General features: G+C 43.5%; 24 protein-coding genes, 2 pseudogenes and 1 riboswitch. Of the genes and pseudogenes, 15 read left to right on the top strand and 11 right to left on the bottom strand.

The annotated features are described in order from the left end of the window. Positions 1 to 108 precede the first annotated feature (108 nt). The 3 genes from NSQ37_RS17210 to pbuX all read left to right on the top strand — a co-directional run bounded on the left by NSQ37_RS17210 (position 109) and on the right by pbuX (position 3,829). The gene (locus tag NSQ37_RS17210) at positions 109 to 1,611 is read left to right on the top strand and encodes a carboxypeptidase M32 (protein ID WP_015240077.1); all 1,503 of its coding nucleotides are present in this window, start codon (positions 109 to 111) and stop codon (positions 1,609 to 1,611) included. Between the two features lie 133 nt (positions 1,612 to 1,744). Further along, a riboswitch (purine riboswitch) is annotated at positions 1,745 to 1,844 on the top strand. A 99-nt stretch (positions 1,845 to 1,943) separates the two neighbouring features. Beyond that, positions 1,944 to 2,528, top strand: coding sequence for a xanthine phosphoribosyltransferase (gene xpt, locus NSQ37_RS17205; protein WP_015240076.1), 585 nt, complete (start codon positions 1,944 to 1,946; stop codon positions 2,526 to 2,528). Further along, the gene (pbuX, locus tag NSQ37_RS17200; protein WP_218791239.1) at positions 2,525 to 3,829 is read left to right on the top strand and encodes a xanthine permease PbuX; all 1,305 of its coding nucleotides are present in this window, start codon (positions 2,525 to 2,527) and stop codon (positions 3,827 to 3,829) included. Before xpt ends, pbuX begins: the two co-directional genes overlap by 4 nt. Before the next feature lie 246 nt (positions 3,830 to 4,075). Here pbuX and NSQ37_RS17195 read toward each other — a convergent pair whose 3' ends face one another. After that, positions 4,076 to 4,351, bottom strand: coding sequence for a hypothetical protein (locus NSQ37_RS17195; protein ID WP_015417694.1), 276 nt, complete (start codon positions 4,349 to 4,351; stop codon positions 4,076 to 4,078). Between the two features lie 348 nt (positions 4,352 to 4,699). On the opposite strand from NSQ37_RS17195, the gene NSQ37_RS17190 reads away from it, so the two are divergent. Continuing rightward, positions 4,700 to 5,266 carry a cysteine hydrolase family protein gene (locus tag NSQ37_RS17190; protein WP_012117823.1) on the top strand — a complete coding sequence of 189 codons (567 nt, stop codon included), beginning with the start codon at positions 4,700 to 4,702 and terminating at the stop codon, positions 5,264 to 5,266. Positions 5,267 to 5,516: 250 nt separating this feature from the next. On the opposite strand, the pseudogene NSQ37_RS17185 reads toward NSQ37_RS17190, so the two are convergent. Both NSQ37_RS17185 and NSQ37_RS17180 read right to left on the bottom strand, forming a co-directional pair. Beyond that, a pseudogene (locus NSQ37_RS17185) lies at positions 5,517 to 6,095 on the bottom strand (DUF421 domain-containing protein); the annotation flags it as partial. Positions 6,096 to 6,900: 805 nt separating this feature from the next. Continuing rightward, positions 6,901 to 7,164: a hypothetical protein gene (locus tag NSQ37_RS17180; RefSeq protein WP_032866282.1), complete on the bottom strand. Its 264-nt coding sequence runs from the start codon at positions 7,162 to 7,164 to the stop codon at positions 6,901 to 6,903. Between the two features lie 221 nt (positions 7,165 to 7,385). Here NSQ37_RS17180 and NSQ37_RS17175 point away from each other — a divergent pair, with 221 nt between their 5' ends. Further along, entirely contained in the window at positions 7,386 to 7,694 is a 309-nt protein-coding gene (locus NSQ37_RS17175) for an MGMT family protein (RefSeq protein WP_007612133.1), read from the top strand. Between the two features lie 27 nt (positions 7,695 to 7,721). On the opposite strand, the gene NSQ37_RS17170 is transcribed toward NSQ37_RS17175, so the two are convergent. Then, positions 7,722 to 8,330, bottom strand: coding sequence for a GNAT family N-acetyltransferase (locus NSQ37_RS17170; protein WP_122504087.1), 609 nt, complete (start codon positions 8,328 to 8,330; stop codon positions 7,722 to 7,724). A gap of 165 nt (positions 8,331 to 8,495) precedes the next feature. Between NSQ37_RS17170 and NSQ37_RS17165 the strand changes: the two genes are divergently transcribed. The 7 genes from NSQ37_RS17165 to NSQ37_RS17135 all read left to right on the top strand — a co-directional run bounded on the left by NSQ37_RS17165 (position 8,496) and on the right by NSQ37_RS17135 (position 15,562). Further along, a complete protein-coding gene (locus NSQ37_RS17165) occupies positions 8,496 to 9,596 on the top strand; it encodes a type III polyketide synthase (RefSeq protein WP_253612897.1) in 1,101 nt (366 codons plus the stop codon). Then, positions 9,596 to 10,102: an isoprenylcysteine carboxyl methyltransferase family protein gene (locus NSQ37_RS17160; protein WP_253612899.1), complete on the top strand. Its 507-nt coding sequence runs from the start codon at positions 9,596 to 9,598 to the stop codon at positions 10,100 to 10,102. The genes NSQ37_RS17165 and NSQ37_RS17160 overlap by 1 nt, the downstream gene beginning before the upstream one ends. Positions 10,103 to 10,174: 72 nt before the next feature. Continuing rightward, complete coding sequence (fbpC, locus tag NSQ37_RS17155) at positions 10,175 to 10,270, top strand: Fur-regulated basic protein FbpC (protein ID WP_025284905.1); 96 nt, start codon at positions 10,175 to 10,177, stop codon at positions 10,268 to 10,270. Between the two features lie 183 nt (positions 10,271 to 10,453). Continuing rightward, the gene (locus tag NSQ37_RS17150; protein WP_253612901.1) at positions 10,454 to 14,035 is read left to right on the top strand and encodes a dynamin family protein; all 3,582 of its coding nucleotides are present in this window, start codon (positions 10,454 to 10,456) and stop codon (positions 14,033 to 14,035) included. Positions 14,036 to 14,103: 68 nt separating this feature from the next. Then, a complete protein-coding gene (locus NSQ37_RS17145; RefSeq protein ID WP_012117818.1) occupies positions 14,104 to 14,361 on the top strand; it encodes a YpbS family protein in 258 nt (85 codons plus the stop codon). A 76-nt stretch (positions 14,362 to 14,437) separates the two neighbouring features. Beyond that, positions 14,438 to 14,581, top strand: coding sequence for a hypothetical protein (locus tag NSQ37_RS17140; RefSeq protein ID WP_003153570.1), 144 nt, complete (start codon positions 14,438 to 14,440; stop codon positions 14,579 to 14,581). Between the two features lie 93 nt (positions 14,582 to 14,674). Then, positions 14,675 to 15,562: a 5'-3' exonuclease gene (locus NSQ37_RS17135; RefSeq protein ID WP_025284902.1), complete on the top strand. Its 888-nt coding sequence runs from the start codon at positions 14,675 to 14,677 to the stop codon at positions 15,560 to 15,562. 5 nt (positions 15,563 to 15,567) lie between these two features. Here NSQ37_RS17135 and sspL read toward each other — a convergent pair whose 3' ends face one another. Genes sspL through NSQ37_RS17120 form a run of 3 tightly spaced genes read right to left on the bottom strand, consistent with a single transcriptional unit; the run spans position 15,568 to position 16,827 of the window. Beyond that, positions 15,568 to 15,696, bottom strand: coding sequence for a small, acid-soluble spore protein L (gene sspL / locus NSQ37_RS17130; RefSeq protein ID WP_003153575.1), 129 nt, complete (start codon positions 15,694 to 15,696; stop codon positions 15,568 to 15,570). A 51-nt stretch (positions 15,697 to 15,747) separates the two neighbouring features. Then, a complete protein-coding gene (locus tag NSQ37_RS17125) occupies positions 15,748 to 16,140 on the bottom strand; it encodes a reverse transcriptase-like protein (protein WP_253613218.1) in 393 nt (130 codons plus the stop codon). A 6-nt stretch (positions 16,141 to 16,146) separates the two neighbouring features. After that, positions 16,147 to 16,827 (bottom strand): queuosine precursor transporter, encoded by a 681-nt coding sequence (locus NSQ37_RS17120; protein WP_012117815.1) that lies wholly within the window; start codon positions 16,825 to 16,827, stop codon positions 16,147 to 16,149. An 81-nt stretch (positions 16,828 to 16,908) separates the two neighbouring features. Between NSQ37_RS17120 and NSQ37_RS17115 the strand changes: the two genes are divergently transcribed. Both NSQ37_RS17115 and NSQ37_RS17110 read left to right on the top strand, forming a co-directional pair. After that, entirely contained in the window at positions 16,909 to 17,580 is a 672-nt protein-coding gene (locus tag NSQ37_RS17115; protein WP_076425341.1) for a ribonuclease H family protein, read from the top strand. Positions 17,581 to 17,582: 2 nt separating this feature from the next. Next, positions 17,583 to 17,765, top strand: a complete 183-nt coding sequence (locus tag NSQ37_RS17110; RefSeq protein WP_015240062.1) for a zinc-finger domain-containing protein — start codon at positions 17,583 to 17,585, stop codon at positions 17,763 to 17,765. A gap of 26 nt (positions 17,766 to 17,791) precedes the next feature. Here NSQ37_RS17110 and NSQ37_RS17105 read toward each other — a convergent pair whose 3' ends face one another. After that, positions 17,792 to 18,049, bottom strand: a complete 258-nt coding sequence (locus NSQ37_RS17105; RefSeq protein WP_007409519.1) for a DUF2564 family protein — start codon at positions 18,047 to 18,049, stop codon at positions 17,792 to 17,794. A 162-nt stretch (positions 18,050 to 18,211) separates the two neighbouring features. On the opposite strand from NSQ37_RS17105, the gene NSQ37_RS17100 reads away from it, so the two are divergent. Continuing rightward, positions 18,212 to 18,394: a hypothetical protein gene (locus NSQ37_RS17100; protein WP_012117812.1), complete on the top strand. Its 183-nt coding sequence runs from the start codon at positions 18,212 to 18,214 to the stop codon at positions 18,392 to 18,394. Between the two features lie 51 nt (positions 18,395 to 18,445). Here NSQ37_RS17100 and cspD read toward each other — a convergent pair whose 3' ends face one another. From cspD to NSQ37_RS17085, 3 genes and pseudogenes are all read right to left on the bottom strand, one after another. Beyond that, on the bottom strand, positions 18,446 to 18,646 hold the full coding sequence (cspD, locus tag NSQ37_RS17095; protein ID WP_003153604.1) for a cold-shock protein CspD: 201 nt from the start codon (positions 18,644 to 18,646) through the stop codon (positions 18,446 to 18,448). A gap of 15 nt (positions 18,647 to 18,661) precedes the next feature. After that, a pseudogene (locus NSQ37_RS17090) lies at positions 18,662 to 18,773 on the bottom strand (hypothetical protein); the annotation flags it as partial. A gap of 93 nt (positions 18,774 to 18,866) precedes the next feature. Next, positions 18,867 to 20,009: a diglucosyl diacylglycerol synthase gene (locus NSQ37_RS17085; RefSeq protein WP_007409520.1), complete on the bottom strand. Its 1,143-nt coding sequence runs from the start codon at positions 20,007 to 20,009 to the stop codon at positions 18,867 to 18,869. Between the last annotated feature and the right edge of the window lie 179 nt (positions 20,010 to 20,188).

Genomic DNA, 20,188 nt, shown 5'->3' with positions numbered 1-20,188 from the left:
CAAAAGCTGCAGGATTCTTATCCTGCGGCTTTTTTAAATCCGGGAAGTTGACTTTATCACGGCATTCCATTAGCCTGTAATTGATAGTGAAAAGGGAGGGGAACGGATATGGATTTACATACATATGAAAAAGAGTTTTTTGATCTGTTAAAAAGAGTATCCCACTATGTCGAAGCCATTGCACTTATGCATTGGGACTTAAGAACGGGAGCCCCAAAAAAAGGCTCTGATGACCGGGCGGAAAGCATCGGACAGCTGTCGGCTGACGTTTTTCAAATCCAGACATCCGACCGGATGAAAGAGCTGATCGACATCCTTCTCGCGCATGCAGAAGAGCTGCCTGAAGATACAGTGAAAGCGGCGGAACTTGCGAAAAAAGATTATGATCATAATAAAAAAATTCCTGAAGATGAGTATAAAGAATATGTCATTTTAACATCGAAAGCTGAAACGGCTTGGGAGGATGCAAAGGCTGCCTCTGATTTTTCTATGTTTGCTCCGTACCTTGAGAAGCTGATTGATTTTAATAAGCGGTTTATTTCGTATTGGGGCTATGAAGATCATCCATACAACGCATTGCTCGATATTTTCGAACCGGGTGTTACGGTAAAGGTGCTGGATCAGCTGTTTTCTGAATTGAAGGAAGCGATTATTCCGCTTATCAAAAAAGTGACGGAATCCGGCAATAAACCGGACACTTCCTTTATAACGAAAACGTTTTCGAAAGAACAACAAAGAGACCTCTCCTTGTATTTCTTAAAAGAGTTCGGGTATGATTTTGACGGCGGCCGCCTGGACGAGACGGTGCATCCGTTTGCGACGACAATCAACCGGGGCGATGTGCGGGTGACGACCAGATATGACGAAAACGATTTCCGCACGGCGATTTTCGGAACGATTCATGAATGCGGGCATGCGATCTACGAGCAGAATATTGACGAAGCGTTGAGCGGAACGAACTTATCTGACGGTGCATCCATGGGAATTCATGAATCCCAATCGTTATTTTATGAAAACTTTATCGCCAGAAATCAACATTTCTGGACCGCCTATTATGAAAAAATGGTTGAGGCTTCGCCTGATCAATTTCAAGATGTGAAAAGAGAGGACTTTGTACGCGCCGTAAATGAGGCGAAACCGACATTTATCCGAATTGAAGCCGATGAGCTGACATATCCGCTTCATATTATTATCCGTTATGAAATTGAAAAAGCGATTTTCAGCAATGAAGTGACAGTGGAAGAACTGCCTGCATTGTGGAATCAAAAATATCATGATTATTTAGGCATTACGCCGCCATCTGACGCAAAAGGCATTTTGCAGGACGTACATTGGGCGGGCGGCGATTTCGGCTATTTCCCTTCCTATGCGCTCGGATATATGTATGCGGCACAGCTGAAGCATACCATGCTTGACGATCTGCCTGAATTTGACCAATTAATAGAACGGGGCGATTTTGAGCCGATCAAACAATGGCTGACAGAAAAGGTTCATCAGCACGGAAGACGCAAAATGCCGCTTGACATCATAAAAGATGCAACGGGAGAAGAGCTGAACGTTCAATATCTCATTGAGTATCTCGTCGGCAAATATTCAAATTTATATTTATAAACGAAACGCCCGGTATACACCGGGTGTTTTTCTAAAAATTCTAAAAACACGAATAATCGAAAACCAATTCTTTGTAAAAGTTCGGAAATATTCAAATTTCACTATGCAAAAGAAGTGTATCTTGTTATAATTTGATTAATATCATACGAACACTCATATAATCGCGTGGATATGGCACGCAAGTTTCTACCGGTCACCGTAAATGTCCGACTATGAGTGAGCAATGGAACGGCTTTATTCGGCCGTTGCGTGTAGATCATTCGGCATTGCTTGCTCTTTTTTTGGAGAGCGGGCAATGCTTTTTTTATTTTTTATAAGCGGGGGTAATCATTGTGGAAGCATTAAAACGAAAAATAGCAGAAGACGGAATTGTTCTTTCTGATCAAGTGCTGAAAGTGGATTCTTTTTTAAACCATCAAATTGATCCGGTTCTCATGCAGCAGATCGGCCGGGAATTTGCGCGCCGTTTTGAAAAAGACGAGATAACCAAAATCGTCACAATTGAATCTTCGGGCATTGCCCCTGCGGTGATGGCCGGCCTTGAACTCGGCGTTCCCGTCATCTTTGCGAGAAAAAGGAAGTCTCTCACATTAACGGATGATCTGCTGACGGCATCCGTCTATTCTTTCACGAAAAAAACAGAAAGTCAGATTGCTGTCTCCGGAAATCATCTGTCGAAAGATGACCGCGTGTTAATCATTGACGACTTTTTAGCGAACGGACAGGCGGCAGAAGGACTTTTATCCATCGTAAAACAAGCAGGCGCAGCGGTTTGCGGGATCGGAATCGTCATTGAAAAGTCATTTCAGCCGGGAAGAGATGAGCTGGTGAAAAAAGGATGCCGGGTCGAATCATTGGCGAGAATTCAATCGCTTGAAGACGGAAAAGTGACATTTGTACAGGAGGTCCGTTCATGAAAAACGGCTATGCCAAAACACTTTCACTCGGTATCCAGCACGTGCTTGCCATGTATGCCGGCGCCGTCGTCGTTCCCTTAATTGTAGGAGCGGCATTGGGACTGAACGCAGGACAGCTGACATATCTCGTATCAATTGACATTTTTATGTGCGGGGCGGCTACGCTGCTTCAAGTATGGAGGAATAAATGTTTCGGCATCGGCTTGCCCGTTGTGCTCGGCTGTACGTTCACCGCGGTAGCGCCGATTATTTCCATCGGTAAGGAGTACGGGATTTCAGCCATTTACGGAAGCATTTTGGCATCGGGTCTGCTTGTCATTCTGCTGTCGTTTTTCTTCGGCAAGCTCGTATCCTTTTTCCCGCCTGTCGTAACCGGATCTGTCGTGACGATTATCGGGATGACCTTAATGCCGGTCGCGATGAATCATATTGCCGGCGGGGAAGGCAGCAAGGATTTCGGTGATCCGGCTAACCTTGCCCTCGGATTTACGGTGCTCGTCATCATCGTGCTGCTTTATCGGTTTACAAAAGGATTTTTGAAATCCATTTCGATTTTAATCGGCATTGTCATCGGGACGGCCATCGCATATTTTATGGGAAAAGTGCAATTTGACAATGTGGCGAATGCTGACGCAATTCAAATGATTAAACCGTTTTACTTCGGGGCGCCGACATTTCATGCGGCACCGATTATTACGATGTCCATCGTTGCCATTGTCAGCCTTGTTGAGTCAACCGGCGTCTATTTCGCTCTCGGTGACCTGACAAACCGGCGCCTGTCTGAACGTGATTTAGCAAAAGGCTACCGTGCGGAAGGCCTGGCGGTATTCATCAGCGGCATTTTTAATGCTTTTCCGTACACGGCTTATTCCCAAAACGTCGGCCTCGTGCAGCTGACGGGAATTAAGAAAAACGCGGTTATCGGTGTCACGGGCGCACTTTTAATGCTCTTCGGCCTTTTTCCGAAAATCGCAGCCTTCACGACCATCATCCCGTCTTCCGTACTGGGAGGCGCGATGGTGGCCATGTTCGGCATGGTCATCTCCTACGGCATTAAAATGCTCAGTCAAATTGACTTTAAAAAGCAGGAAAACCTTCTGATTGTCGCGTGTTCGGTCGGATTGGGACTCGGTGTAACCGTCGTTCCCGATATGTTTAAGCACCTGCCGTCTTACTTAAATCTACTGACCACAAACGGAATCGTCGCCGGAAGCTTTACCGCCGTCCTTTTGAATATTATTTATAATATGATTCCTAAAACGAAAAAAAACCTTGATGTGACAAGGGTTCAAGAGGGTTAGTCACCCGTTTTTCTTTAAAATAACATCTTATTTTATCCAGATCGAGGATGCTTCCGAAAGTTTGCTGAACTTTTTGCGAGGCATCCTCTTTCATTTATTATTTTCATTGTTTGAAAAGAAACAAATTGAGTGATGAGGCATCCACTTTTTTTGCCGAAAAACCGTCCCGGACTATATGTACGTGAACGAGTATCTTGTGCACGGATCCTTACAAATGAGAGTGAAAAGAAGGGAAAGCCCCTTCTTTTAATTAATCCATCCTTCAAAAGTTGCGCGATAGAACCCTTCGATTATCTCTACTTTCTTAAGGTAATATGTAACACCATTCTTAACAGTTGTATTTGGGATATCCCATCTATGAAGGTAATCCATTGTAAAAGAATCTTTGGTCGCTTGTGTCGAAATTTTTGTTTGAGTTGAGTCGCTATTTGTATGACCAGGGCTAGATGCAAAAGCAGGGGCAGCGGAAACGAGTAAAGCGAGAGACAAGGCAGAACCAGTTAAAACTTTTTTTAATTTCATTTTGAACACTCCTTTGTTTTTTAATACACTTGTATTATTACATACAATACAAAAATAACCAAGGGTTTTTTTGTTAATATTTTGCGAGCGTGAATTTAGTTAGGGGCAATCTTTTCATTCACTGTTGCGGCTTATTTCAGGATATTGATAAGTATATAGAGAAAAAGAGTTGAATATTGCTGGCCTCTGGTGATCTGCAGCTTTTGAGTGAGTGCTAGCTTTAGATATTTCAATGCTTTTCCAACGGGGAAGGTGCGATATGAAATTTAACACTGAAACAATTGTACAAAAGTAAAATCTTTATTTAAAATGTTATAAATACGAATTTTCAATATAGGAGGTTATCTGATGGCAGAAAAGAAAAAAGCTTTAATCATTGTGGATGTACAAAAAGCCTTTGATGATAAAAAGTGGGGAGAACGAAATAACGTAAAGGCGGAAGAAAATATCAGCAAAATACTGAAATTATGGAGAGAAAAAGGATGGACAGTCATATACATACAACATACTTCTGATAAACCTGGTTCTTTATTTTATCCAAAAAATGAGGGGGTTGCTATAAAGGAAATCGTTAAACCTATGGAAAAAGAAGTCATTATAACCAAAAAAGTAAACAGCAGCTTTATTGGGACTAATCTAGAAGAGCTTTTAAAAGCAAATGATATAACAACTGTCGTAATCACTGGCTTGACTACGCCGCACTGTGTTTCAACAACCACAAGGATGAGCGGTAATTTAGGATTTGATACATACCTGATTTCAGATGCAACAGCAGCCTTCGGAATGAGAGATCAAAATGATACATATTATGATGCAGAGACTATTCACAATATATCTCTGGCAACATTGCATGATGAATTTGCCACAATATTAACGACTGATCAATTAATCAATGATTTTATAAAAACAAACTGACTAACATTATGGCTAAGGGCGGCGGTGGATATAGACGGCTGAAAAGCATATTCAGGCGCATACAAGGACCTCTCGAAAAATACGGGGGTTGCCGACTCTTTTCATCGTCGCAATATCAATTTAAAAAAGGCATCTGCTTCAGATGCTTTTTTTGTTTCTTGTAAACCGGTTTCGGTAAAAAATGGCGGTTAACGGTCTGATTCGGCATCGGTTTTGAATAACAAAAGGCATTACTAATCAGCGAATTATTCAGATTTTTTGGCTTGTGCTGAGCCTGGTGTTTTTTGATTTCCTCGAATATATTGGCTTGATCATCTTTTTGAGGCTGAGGCTCTTTGTTAAGACATTTTGGATCGATCACTTTTTTAAGATCTTTGATGGTTAAAGGCTTACAATCATCTTTTAATTCGTAGCCTAATTGTCCATTAGCTTCTAAAGTGGCATATTTAATTGTGTTTATATTTGAAATGCCAAGAAGCCTTAAACGCATTTCGAGTTGATCTGCTGTCAGCCTCAGCTTCTTTAAGTTTTCTATATTGAGTTGGCCGTCTTCTATAACGAATTTAGATTTTCCGGTTAGAAAAGATTCAATCCAGTTTACTTTTACTTGAAACCATTCCATCAAAATCAAAGCGCTAAAAAGGATAGACGCAGCGATTAATGTTTTCAATAAACTGGTTTCTAAAATGGGGTGAACGATAATCGTACCGATTGAAATCATCACCATTGTCTGTGCAATGGTCATTTGTGCAATGGATTTTCTCCCTGAAATTCTCAGTAAAATCATTCCGAATGCAATTATAATTAATTCTTCCCAAGCAAATCTCATGTTATCACCCTGGATTGTGTTTTATCAAAAATAAAAGAGCAAGTAAGAGGTTTTATGTGTACTTGCTCACGAAAAATTATTGCCCTTACATTTAATTTTATTCATTTTAGGTGTTTTTCTGATCGGGGATGTCCTGTGCCCCTCGTCCAAAAGAAGGTTTGATAACTAAAGAGGGGAGGAAAAACATTCCATGGCCTTTTGTTTACGTCAGCATATATCAAGAATAGAGTTACCTTAACATGAGCTGGGGAACTCAGGCGTCCATAGAAATGTTCTGAAGGATCTGGATTGATTCTTCGTAAAGAGTTGAGGCTCGGCTTTTGGATAGACATGTGATTCACTAAAATGCTGCAGGATCCGATCAAAAACCCTATGGCAGGAGAGAATTTTAGATTATGTGTTTTTGCGTCTAAAAGCAGAAAACAGTACAACTGATAATGATCATCGGGTGAAATGAAATTACGCACCTAGGTGCTATATGTTGGATCAATTATAAAAGGCAGTGAAACTAGAAAAAGGGGCAAAGCCCCCTTCATATTAGTAACAGTGCTCATCATTCCCATACCAGATTCCGTTCCAGAAAGAAACTCCTTTTAGATACCAATTGTTGATATCGTCCAGCAGTTGCAAAAGCAGGAGATGCTGATAAAAGTAGAGCAAGAGATAATTCAGAAGAATCTGTCACAATTTTCAATTTTGACACTTCTTAGGTACATGTTAGCAATCATTTATTCTCTTATCGGCACGGTAACATACGGATTATTTTTAGTTGTTGCCTAGAACAAACATTCCGCGTCATGAAAAATCAGCTTTTGTAGACGGCTGTCCAAGTGCCATCAGCACCATGGAAGGTGATGTTGTCTAAATAATAGGTGATTCCATTCCGGTAAATTGAAGTAGGATAATCAGGGCCGGAACCATTCAGTATGAACGTCGCCAAAGCAGATACTTCCTTCGTTTTACTTTCTGCAGAAGGTGTATCAGCAGGACCTGCGGCAAAAGCAGGGGCGGCAGAACAGAGTAAAGCGAGAGATAGGGCTGAGCCGGCTAAAGCTTTTTTCATTTTCATTGTAAACACTCCTTTTCTTTTTTAATACAATTGTATTATTACATATTATGTTAAATATGTACATACTTATCTTTGTTAATTTTTTGTGAACAAACAGATAATCTATTTAAACGCAGAGATGAAATAAGTATGATGATATAGCAATTATCATCTATAGAAATAAGATCAGGAAGTGGCTGATTTTCTCAAAAATCATCTGCTCTTGCGAAATGAGGAGTTCCATGACATTTACGGAACGGGCGGTAGCCATTATCAAACAGATTCCTGAAGGAAAAGTGATGACGTATGGTCAAATTGCCGATCTTGCGGGAAGTCCGCGGGGAGCGAGGCAGGTTGTGAGGATTCTTCACTCCATGAGTAAAAAGCATCGTCTTCCTTGGCACAGGGTCATCAATGCAAAGGGCGAAATCGGATTGAGAGACGAAGAGATGTTTTCTGTACAGAAGCTGTCTCTTGAAGCTGAGGGGGTAGCGGTCACGTCAGACGGACGGATCGATCTCAATTTATACGTCCATGATCCGAATATGTGAAAAACCTGCCATATATCGGCAGGTTTTTCAGTTATATGCTTTGAGCCGGCCAGAAAGGTTTTGCCGTATATAAGGCCATTCCTCCCGAAGGATGGAGTAGTAGGCGGTATCTCTGAGACCGCCGTCGACAGCCGGAATGTGTGCGCGGCGGATCCCTTCAAATTGGGCTCCGATCCGCAAAATCGCAGTCCGTGAGCGCTGGTTGCGAACGTCGGTTTTCAGCGTCACCCTGACAGCTTGCCACACGTCAAACGCATGAGTCAGCATCAGAAGTTTACATTCCGTATTGACACCGGTCCGCTGCACGGCAGAGGCATACCATGTGCTGCCGATCTCACACACTTCCGGAGCTGCGTCCGCCGGCCGCGTAAACACTTCCGCATCCATAAACCGCGTGCTTCCGACGATTCGGTCTGTTTCAAGACTCCGTACTGCAAAAGGCAATGCAAGTCTTTTTTCATAATCGGAAAGCGAGCGCTCAATATAACGCTTTGTTTCTTCGATTCCGTCAGGGACATGGGTGTAAGCGTAAGTCGTCCTATTTTCTGAAGCAGCGTCACAAAGTGCCTGAGTGTGATCAATCGTCATCGGCTCTAACTGAACGAGTGACCCTCTAAGAATGACAGGTGTCAGCATCCCAATCACAACCTTTTTTTATGAATGGATCAAGTATAGTCGAAGGGTTTCTTATTCAAAAGGGCCAATTTCCTATTAAAATGGCATGTCAGTGAAATCCTCGATTCAAACTTATGCATACATTCAGGAAAAAAGCGGGAACCTTTATGTAAAGAGGTGATGGGCATGGCATATGTGTTATCTGTCGGAACGAGCATTCCGAAGTATCATGTCTCGCAAGAAACGGCGGCGGATTTTGCGAGAGGGATGTTTGCCGATTCATTTAAGGATATTGACCGGCTGTTAAAAGCCTTTCAAAACGGCGAAATTGAATCAAGGCAGTTTGTCCGGCCGATTGAATGGTATAAAACGGCACGGGGTTTTTCAGAAAAAAACCGGCTGTATACGGAAGAAACCGTCAAGCACAGTGCGGATGCGGCACTTGATTGTTTAACAAACCCGGATTGTTTAACAAATCCCTTTCCATATGAAAAAGTCGATGCGATCTTTTTTATTTCCAGCACCGGGCTTTCAACACCCAGCATTGAAGCGAAAGTGATGAATCAGCTGCCGTTTTCTGCGAAAACAAAACGGATACCGATCTGGGGCTTAGGATGCGCGGGCGGAGCGGCTGGCCTGTCCAGGGCGTACGAATACTGCCGCGCGTATCCTGAAGCATACGTGCTTGTCATCGCGGCTGAACTCTGCAGCTTAACGTTTCAGCCGAACGACAAGTCAAAAAGCAACTTAATCGGAACCTCCCTGTTTGCGGACGGGATTGCCGCATTACTAATCGGAGGAGAAAAGGCGAACCGAAACGACGTCAAACAGCCGCTTCTTCCGCGGATATTCGCCACCCAATCGGTGATGATGCCGGATGCGGAAGATGTGATGGGCTGGGAATTCACGGACAGCGGTTTTCAAGTCATTTTTTCAAGAGATATTCCCACCCTGGTTTCACAGTGGCTGAAGGACAATGTTGATGAATTTTTATTTGAATATGGTGTCAGTCCTCACGACATTAAAACCTTTCTTGCCCATCCAGGCGGGAAAAAGGTCATTGACGCCTATTTAACGAGTCTTTCAATGGACACCGGTCAGCTTGCGGCATCTCGGAAGGTGCTGCAAAAACACGGGAACATGTCTTCCGCAACTATTTTTCATGTGATAAAAGAACAGTTGCTCCACGGACGGCAGAAAGAAAACGAGAAAGGGCTGATCGGCGCTCTCGGGCCGGGATTTTCGTCTGAGCTTTTGCTGTTCAGCTGGGAAAAGGGGGCTTCTTAATGTTTTGGCTGTTTATCATGCTGCTTGCGGCCCAGCGGATTGCGGAGATGATCGTGGCCCGGCGCAATGAGCAAAAGGTGAAAAAGCTAGGCGCAGTCGAATACGGAGAAGGACATTATCCCTTTCTCGTCCTGATGCACGTGCTCTTTTTTGTCTCTCTTACAGCTGAGGTGGCGGCGTTTCAAAAAACGCTTTCTCCAAGGTGGACCGCCATTATATGTATCATTTTATTTGTACAGGGGATCAGGTATTGGGCGCTATTATCATTAGGGCGGTATTGGAATACGAAAATCCTTGTCGTGCCGGATGCGGAGCTTGTCAGAAAGGGGCCGTACAGGTGGATGAAGCACCCGAACTACGCGGTCGTCATCTTAGAATTTATTTTTCTGCCGCTGTTATACGGAGCGTATTGGACACTGTTTCTCTTTTCGATTCTCAATGCCTGCATGCTCACTGTGAGGATTCGCGCCGAAGAGAAAGCGCTAGAAGAAAACACCGCAAAATAGAGATTGAAAATCATTCTCACTCATGATAAGATATAAATATGAAAATGATTCTCATTCAAGGTGGTGCCGAAAATGACAATGTTATTTTTATTTGCAGCCGTTTGTACATACAGTGTTTTAATTGGTTTCGTATTGAAAAAAGTTTCGAATAAATCGATGTCTTCTTAAACATCTGCGGTTTTTCCTGCCGCGGGTGTTTTTTCTTTATCAGCTGCCGATATCGGCGGCTTTTTTGCGTTTCCTGAAGAAAAGTGAGCCATTCTTGTGTAAAATGGGGGAGAGGTTTTTTTCAGAGCTTTCTAAAAATGAAAAACGTCATTTGATGCGACAGACACAAAGGGGTAAAGACACATGACAGAAGAAGAACGCCATAACAGGGAGATTTTCAGCAGAACGGGTGCCTTATACGCACAATTTTTGGATCATCAGGATGAAAAACGGGCCGATCAGCTCGCGGCCATTATGAAAAAAGCGGCTGATGAAGAGGTTTATATCGCGTTTACCGGGCATTATTCGGCCGGAAAGTCCTCTTTATTAAACACATTGCTCGGTGAAGACATACTGCCGACAAGCCCGATTCCCACAAGCGCCAATCTCGTTGTCATCCGGCACGGTGAAGATAAAGTCATGCTTCATACGACGGACGGGGCTTATGCAGAAATTAAAGGAAGTTACGATAAAGAACAAGTGCAGCAATTCTGTAAAGACGGTGAGCAAATTGAAACGGTGGAAGTCTATGCCGGCTTTAAGGAGTCAGAGCCTTATGCGGCCTACATTGACACACCGGGAATTGATTCGACGGACGAAGCGCATTTTTTATCTGCCGCTTCGGTTCTGCATCAGGCTGACGCTTTATTTTACGTCGTTCATTATAATCACGTCCATTCAGAAGAAAATATGCTGTTTCTCAGCTCCATCAAAGACCGTATTCCGAATTTATTTCTGATCGTCAACCAAATTGACAGACATGATGAAACTGAAACGAAGTTTGAAGAGTACCGCAGGCAGGTGGAAGACATGCTTGAAGGCGCGGGAATACCGAAAGAATCGCTTTTCTTTACGTCTGTCACTGAGCCTGACCATCCTTTAAACGGCATGGAACAGCTGAAAAAACATCTGCAGAAGCTGAAACAGCAGGCAAAAACAAATTTATGGTCCTTAACGGAGAGAAAAGTCGCACACTTAGTCACAGAGCATACAGAGATGCTCGTAAAAGAAGATAAAAACAGCAGCGGAGAGCAGTTTGACAAACAAGAAGCACTTGTCCGTTCTGTTGAAGATGAGCTTAAAAAAGCCGTTCAACAGGCTGAAACAGCAGAGAAAGACATCAGAAAAGACGTGCAGAACATATTGCAAAACGCTAATCTGACACCCTTTGAGATGAGGGAGCTTGCATCTGCTTATATTGAATCACAGCAGCCCTCATTTAAAACCGGATTATTCTTTTCAAAAGCGAAAACGGCTCAGGAGAAAGAGAGAAGGCATGCTGAATTTTTTGCCGATATTAAAAAAAGAACGGAAGGGGAAGCGGATTGGCATATTATCGACACATTTACGAAAGCTGCCAAGCGGTATGAAGCGGATTCGGACGAACTGATCAAGAAAATCCAGGCGTACCGCACATCGCTTTCTGATGATATCACCGCTCAGGCCCTTAAGCAGGGAGCGGCCTTTTCATCTGAATACGTATTAACTTATACGAAAGACCTCGCTGAAATGATCAGAAGGGAAGCCAAAAGACAGACAGCGGAACTCATTGAGGAGCTGACAGCTTATGTTCAGACAAAAAACGGACCGCTCATTGAGAACTTGAAAAACCGGCTCGAAAAAGAAAAGAAAATAAGGGATGAGCTCGCGCAATCGGCAAAAGAAGAACGCAATGCCTTGGAAAAAGCAGCCCGCGTCCGCGCTTTGTGGGAAGAAGAATTGACCTGTGCTACGGGAAGCGGCGACTGGTATACGCGAAAAAAACGCCTTGCGAAAGCGCCCGTCCAAAAAGAGAAACCAAAAGAGGCTGTACAGCATGAAGTAAGCAAGCCTGAAAAAAATGCGATGAAGGAACTTCCTATAAAAGAGCAGACTGATCGGTTCTATGAGCTTGCCGGGATTCTTGAATCCTCGAGCATATTAGGAAAACAGGCAGAAGCCTTTCGAAGCAGGATTGAGCGGCTTGAAAACCGCCAGTTTACCTTGGCATTATTCGGCGGATTCAGCTCGGGGAAATCATCATTTGCAAATGCGCTTGTCGGTGAATACGTGCTTCCATCATCACCGACGCCCACAACGGCTACAATCAACAAAATAACGAAACCGCAAGACGGCAAACCGCATAAATCTGCGGAGATCGTTTTTAAAACGGAGGAGGAGCTGGACGCTGAAATGCTTCAGCTGACTGAGCTGAAAGATGCTGATGTAAAGGGGCGTTCACTGAAAGAGAGATGGAATTATGCCATTAAAAAGGGAAAAATTCCGGATGAACTCATCCCGGTGATTCAGACGATGCTGCAGGCGTTTGATACGTACGAAGAACAGATCCGTCAAAGGCTGACACTGACGGTGCCGGTTGAAGATTTAAAACCGTACGCAGCCGAAGAAAAAACGGCCTGCTGCGTAAAAGAAGTCACCGTGTATTATGATTCGCCTCTCACGCAAAAAGGCATCACCATTGTTGATACGCCGGGAGCAAGCAGTATAAACAAGCGCCATACGGAGCTTGCCTTTCAATATATAAAAGATGCTGACGCGTTCTTTTATATGACGTACTATCAGCATTCTTTTTCAAAAGGAGACAGGTCTTTTCTGAAGAAACTCGGCCTCGTCAAAGAATCATTCGGCATGGATAAAATGTTTTTTGTCATTAACGCCGCCGATCTGGCCAAAACCGAAAGCGAGCTGGAAACCGTCAAAGACTATGTCCGCTCAGAACTCTCAAAAGAGGGAATTAACCGGCCGAAATTATATCATGTCTCAAGTAAAGAAGAGCTTGCGGGTAAAAAAGAAGCTTTTTATAACAGGTTCTCTGATGTAAGAACCGGGCTTGAGCACTTTATTGAGGAAGATGTAATGAGGGCCAGCTGCGCCCAGCTGAAAACAGAGGCGGACAAATTGTGCGATATGGTGGAACAGCTTCACGAATCTCTTCACCAGTCGGCAGAAGAAAAAGAAAAAAAGAAACAGCGTCTGGAGTCTTCCTATGAAAAAGCTCTCGCTGACATTTCAAAGCGCCGTACGTCTGAGGTCATCATTCGAAAAGTGATGAAAGATACGGAAGAACAGCTCTATCACATTAAACACCGCCTGACGTTTTATGCGAATGATATGTTGAAAAACGCCTTCCATCCGGGTCTTCAAAACGGTGATTGGAAACGAAATATATCAGCGGCGCTGAATGAGGCGCTCAAGGAATTCCGTTTTGAATATATTCAAGAGCTGAAAACGCTCGATATCCGGATGACCGGTTTTATTGAGCGCCATATGACTGAGGAATGGATGGAAAACTGTCAGAAGAAGCTTATGGAAGACGGAGATTTCTCCATTTATGTGAGCGGTGAAAACGAATTTGCCGTTCAGCTGAAAGAGGTCGCTCCGGTCATTGACGTCTCGGCATTCTCACATCACGTAAAGGAAGTTAAATCACCGAAGCAGTTTTTTGAACAGAACGGAAAAGCAGCGTTTGTAGAAGGGCTCAGGCTGAGCCTGCAAAAAGTGACAGAAAAGTGGCTTGAGCAGGAGAAAGAAAGCCTTTCAGAGCGATATGCTGAGCAGGTGCGCCGTCTGCAAGAAGACATGGCGGATAAAAGCCTGTCCCAGATCCGCGAGCAGCGGGACACTTATTTACAAGGTCTTGCGGAAAATACGAGTGCAAGGGAAATTGAACACCTTTACGAAGCCGAAAAAGCATGGAAAAAGAAAGATGAAATGCTGAAAATTTAAAAATCCGCTTGGCGGGCAGATTACAGTCGTGGTAGACTAAAATGAAAAAAAGCGAGATGAAACCTTTTATGTCAGAAGTCCATAAAGCAATTTCAGCACATTCCGCAAAACAGCATCAGCACGTCAAAACATTTGTACAGCTTGATTATGAGCGTGAACAGGCCATTGAAGAAGCCATTGTAAAATGCAGACAGAATAAACCGTTCACGACAGATGCCATCAATGGCATCACCGCAAAAATGAACCAGCTGGCGAAAAAGGGCATCGTGCCGCAAAGACGATTCGTAAGTGAAGAGATGGTGAAAGAATTCGTCAGCAGACAGTAATGGATGAACCTGCCGCGTGTGTCATCAGCGCTTGCTGTACATACTATCCGTATCTTCTCTAAAGGGGGATATGACCATGGGCAGAACAAAACTGGGAAACAGAAATGCTCAGCAGAATAACAATGCCAAAAAGAAAAACGGCTTCGGACAGAAATTTGATTCTTATGCCGGCCGTGAAGCTGAAAAGCTGATGGCAAGCAATAAAAGACACGGTGAGTAACGTGACGGCAGCATCTTCCAAATGGGGGGATGCTGTTTTTTTACCGCCTTCTTTGGTAAAATAGGAACATTGAATAAAAAGGAGTTTTGATATATGAATAATAAATTACTGCTCGTTGACGGCATGGCGCTTTTGTTCCGCTCGTTTTTCGCGACGGCCGTTCATCGCAATTTTATGATAAATGAAAACGGAATTCCCACAAACGGCGTCAACGGTTTTTTAAAGCATCTTATTACGGCGGTTGATACGTTTCAGCCCACACATGTCGTCTGCTGCTGGGATATGGGAAGCAAAACGTACCGCAATGATTTGTTTCAAGATTATAAGGCCAACAGAAGCGAACCGCCGCTAGAGCTGATTCCGCAATTTGATCTAGCGAAAGAAGCAGCGCGAGAGCTCGGTTTTTTAAACATCGGCATAAAAGGCTATGAGGCGGATGACTGTATCGGTACGCTTTCTGCCCTATTTTCCGGGGAAGCGGAAATTACGATTGTAACGGGTGATAAAGATCTGCTTCAATTGCTGAATCATCAAGTTCGAGTAGCGCTGCTGCAAAAGGGTATCGGCAATTATAAGGTATATACAGATGAGATATTCAGAGAAGAAACGGGAGTTCCGCCAAAAGCGCTGATTGACATTAAGGCGCTGATGGGAGACACGAGCGATAACTATCCCGGCGTTAAAGGGATCGGGGAAAAAACGGCGTACAAGCTGATCCGTGAATACCAAAACATAGACCGGTTATTAGAAAGCCTCGCTCTCTTGCCGAAGGGCCAGCAAACGAAAATTCAGCAAAGCTTGAAAGAATTGGAGCTGTCAAGGCAGCTTGCTGAAATACATTGCGAGGTGCCGTTAGTCTGTACGCTTGAAGAAGCGCTTTTTTCATTAAAGATGGAAGAGGCGGCATTAATGCTCAGACGTCATCAGATAAAAGGAATTGAAAGGATGCTCGAAAAGCTGAACGCCAGAGAGATCAGCTGATCCCTCTAGCGTTTTGTATTGCTTTTTTTTGCGTTGTTTTCAAGGGCTGATTTCGGGTCTTTATGCGCATTTCCTTCCATATTTCCCTGAGGATTTACGCCCCCGGTCAGCCGGCCTTTATTTTCCTTTCTCATAGCTGTTCACCTCATTTGTAGGATGAACAGTGAGACGCAATTTCATTCCGGTTATTTATTCAGCCGAATCGCTTTTTTTGCGAGCTGATCGGCTGTTTGGTTCTGTCTGCCGGGAATCCACTTAATGAAAAACAATGGAAATTCGGCCTTTAAGCGGATGATTTCGTCAACAAACGGCTGGAAAGCCTTGTTTTTAACCGCTTCAAGATCTGCGGCCCGCTCCACGATATCCGAATCCGTCCGGAATGACACGGACTCAAATCCGCGGGCGGCACACAGCTTCATTCCTTCAATTAAAGCGAGAAATTCAGCTTCCTGATTTGATTGGTCGCCGATCGGAATTGAGAAAGATTCTGTTTTCCCGGCATGTTTAATAAAAATACCGATACCGGACGGGCCCGGGTTTCCGGCGCTTGCACCGTCTACATAAATTTCAGCGGGCATCATCCGTCACTCTCCATTCGGTGTCATTCGTTTTGCCGCATACGCATAAGGGACAGAAATGAGTGATACCGCAAATTTAATCAGGTAAGTTGAAATGAAGATGCTGAACCATACTCCCGCGGAATAAACGCCGATAAAGGCCACGGCAGTGAAGATAAATGTATCCAGCAGCTGGCTGAGCGCCGTGCTTCCGCTGTTTCTGAGCCAGAGAAGCCTGTCTGAAGGAAAGATTCTCCGAATGGCTGAATATACATAAACATCTATCGTTTGGCTGAAAATAAAAGCCAAGAGGCTTCCGAGCGCAACACGCGGCAGAAAACCGAAAATCGTCTCAAGGGCAGGCTGTGCGATATCTGACGCAGCCGGTTTATATAAAAGAGCCCCCTGCATGGCGCATGTCAAAGCGAGCAGAGTGGAAAACCCGAGCCAGACGGCTTTGCGCGCTTCCCTGGGACCGTATTTTTCATTCAGCACATCCGTTGCGAAGAAAACGGTGCCGTACATGATATTTCCCAGTGTCGCCGTAAGCCCGAACAGTTCGACTGTTTTGACAACCTGCAAGTTGGCGCACACCGTGGCGAAACCGATCCATACGAATAGGCCCGTTTTGCCAAATCCTTTATAAAACAGAAGAACAATGATAAAATGAATGACCGCAAATAAGATCCATAACACATCGTTAAACAAAACCTGCTGACTTCCTTTCAATTTGAGAATGGTTTGATTATAGCACACGCCCGTCAACTAATGAATGGTAAGGTGATTTCAATGAATCTTAAGCCGTATATCGAAATAGAAGCAAAAGGAACAGGCCCTGTCGCGTTTTTTTCCGAAGATTGGCTGACCGTTCCGAAAGCGCGCATGCTTGCAAGAGAAGTCAGCCGCTTTCCTTATATAAAAGACATTTATTTTGAGGATGAAAAAGGCGCGAGCTGGACGCTTAAAGAATTAGAAAAGCTTACTGAAGAGCTTGCGCACGAACCTGACGACATTACAGTGTATTTCGACGGCGGCTTTGACAAAACAAGCGGACGCGCCGGACTCGGAATTGTCGTGTATTATTCTATCGGCGGCAAGCGATACCGCATACGGAAAAACAAAAGCTTAACGCTTCAGACGAACAATGAGGCGGAATATGCCGCTTTATACGAAGCGCTTAAGGAAGTGCAGGAACTTGGCGCAAGCAGAAATTCAATCACGATAAGAGGGGATTCCCTTGTCGTTTTACATCAGCTTGACGGCAGCTGGCCGTGTTATGATGAAACGCAAAACGAATGGCTGGATAAAATTGAAGCGCTGCTCGAATCCTTAAAGCTGACACCGACATATGAAGCCGTAAACCGAAAGGAAAATCAAGAAGCGGATGACCTTGCCAGAAAAATTCTCTCGGACCGGCAGATTGAAAGCCGTATAACATTAGAAGGTAACGGAGATGACTGATATTGGATAAAAAAAGCATTTATAAAGAATTGACAGAGCTTCAGGATGAATATTGCAAAGACTGTTTCGTAAAAAAGCATTTCCGCAAAGAGTTTGGAAAAAATCACGCTCATTCTTTCTGCATCAACCAATGCACAGTGGGGGAGAAGCTGAAAGCCTACGGCAAGGAGCTGACAAATCAATAAAAAATAAAACCGCAGCTTCTGCGGTTTTATTTTTCGAATTCATCAAGCTGATGCTGGCAATCGTCGAGAAGCATTCGCTGCTTTTGCAGAAAATCCTGGTCGAGAGCCTGCAGTTCACTGGATTGTGACATCGTTCTGGCATCCTGAATCGCCTGGTATGCAGATTCCACCAAAGTTGAATTTTGGCCCCGGGTAGCCGCTCCCGTTGTTTTCTGGGCCGTTTCCACCGCTAATTCAAGCTGGCGTTTATCCGTCAGTCCGTTTGGAAAAAATTCAGAGTCCATTAAAAAACACCTCCGCAAATAGTTTGGAGATTTTTTTTTAGAAATATGTACGGAAAATAGAAAAAAATATAGAAAATAAGCCGATATAACTATTGAACCTGATTAATTAGGGCTTATTTACTATTATTCAGGGTATCTTGGGAGAGAAGGGAAAAACCAGCCGTGAATGATAAAGATTTAAAAACAATCCTTCAGCAGACATTTAAAGAGATATACGGTGATTTGGGAAGTTTAGCGGAAATGGCAAAAAAAGGAATGCCGTCAATGGAGAAACAAATTGAAGAGATCGAGCAGCGCTGCAAGCAGAATCTTGTCGCAATTGAGATTCAGACGGCAATCAAATAGGAGAGGCATACGCCTCTCCTCTATTTGTCATCTGATCAACATGTATTGAGTTTAGAGTTTTACAACATTAGAAGCTTGAGGTCCACGATTACCTTCGACAATTTCAAAAGAAACTTCTTGTCCTTCTTCTAATGATTTGTATCCTTCTCCTTCGATAGCAGTGAAGTGAACAAATACGTCGTCTCCGCCTTCAACTTCGATGAAGCCGAATCCTTTTTCGTTATTGAACCATTTTACTTTACCGTTTTGCATATTGCTTAATTCCTCCTAGTACTGTAGCACCTTCGTGCTAAAAAAAATTTTGTCATCATCCAACCGTACGTATGTAAACGTTGTTAAATGATGGTTCAACTATACACCATATGGGAGCGGACGTCAAGCGGCCGCTCCCTATTTTTTATCTTTATTTTTCCAGTAACAAAGCTTAACCGGAAAAAACAAAAAGCACACGAATCATTCGTGTGCTTTTCTTTTACGATAATGCCATATCCGCCTTCCCGGCCATCATTTCAGATTCTTTTATAATGTCCTGCAAAATGACTTCAGAAGAGTTGGGGAGGTGAAGGCTTTTAATATTGTCCTTCATCCGGTTCAGCTTCTCCTCATCCGCAAGAAGGGAGGTGACAGACTCTAAAATTTCTTCGTGGCGGTTGACCACAACAGCCGCACCGCGATCTTCAAAGAAAATGGCGTTTTCTTTTTCCTGCCCGGGAACCGGTTTGTACAAAATAACGGGTACTCCGATCGCCGTCGCTTCCGTCAGTGTGATGCCGCCCGGTTTCGTGATCATGCAGTCCGTAATACGGAACAGCTCGTCAATTCTTTCTACATAGCCCAGAACTTTCAGCCGGTCGGCATTGTCACCTTCCAAGCTGCTGAGGGATTCTTTCAGCGAGCTGTTTTTGCCGCATACCACCACAACCTGCACCTGATCGTCATGAACGAGATTTTCGCACAGTTCTTTTACGTTTTTCAGCACACCATGCGCTCCCGCCATAATAAGAAGAACTTTTTTGTCGGGAGAGAGATTGTATTTTTTATAAATCGGCTCTTTCGGCATTGATTCCTCGAATTGAGGCCTGATGGGAATGCCCGTGATCTTTACGTTGTTCGGGTGAGTGCCGATTTCAATCAGTTTTTCCTTCACGTAATCTGTGGCGACATAATATTTATCAACATTTTCATGAACCCAGATTTTGTGAAGGCAGAAATCGGTCATAACGTTGAACGTCGGGATCACTTTTCCGGTTCTCCGTCTGTATTCCGGTACGACAATCATCGGAAATGTATTGATAATAATGTCCGGCTTATGCTCTTCGACGAGCTGGCCTAAACGTTTATTTCCCATTTTAAAATAAATATTGAATTTGCGTTTATTATAGATTTTGTCAACTCCGTAATAAAACAAACGATAAAACTGTTTCCCGATTGAGAAGCTTTTTAAATAAAGGTATTGAGTAACCTCTGAAACAATCGGATTTGACTCTTGATACAAATTGGAAACCGTCACATCTAAGCCGAGACGCAGACACTGTTCGTAGAGCGTTTTGGCCACTTGAACATGCCCGTTTCCGTAATTTGCAGTCAAAATTAATACTTTTTTATTGGTATTCAAGTAAATTCACCTCAATGTAATCAACAACAAGCAAGCTTCATGCATCGTAAGGAGTTATTGTCTATAGATAAACATAACACAAGTGCATCATTTTATAATAAGCGCGGCAACATATTTAAACTAAATTTAATTGATATGTTCCATTATTTTAAAGTTTTGTTATACGCATACTGAATCAA

This window comes from Bacillus sp. FSL P4-0334, from assembly GCF_038004825.1.
GTDB lineage: Bacteria > Bacillota > Bacilli > Bacillales > Bacillaceae > Bacillus > Bacillus velezensis.
Note: the sequence above shows the minus strand (reverse complement) of the source record. Positions and strands in the feature narration are given on the sequence as shown.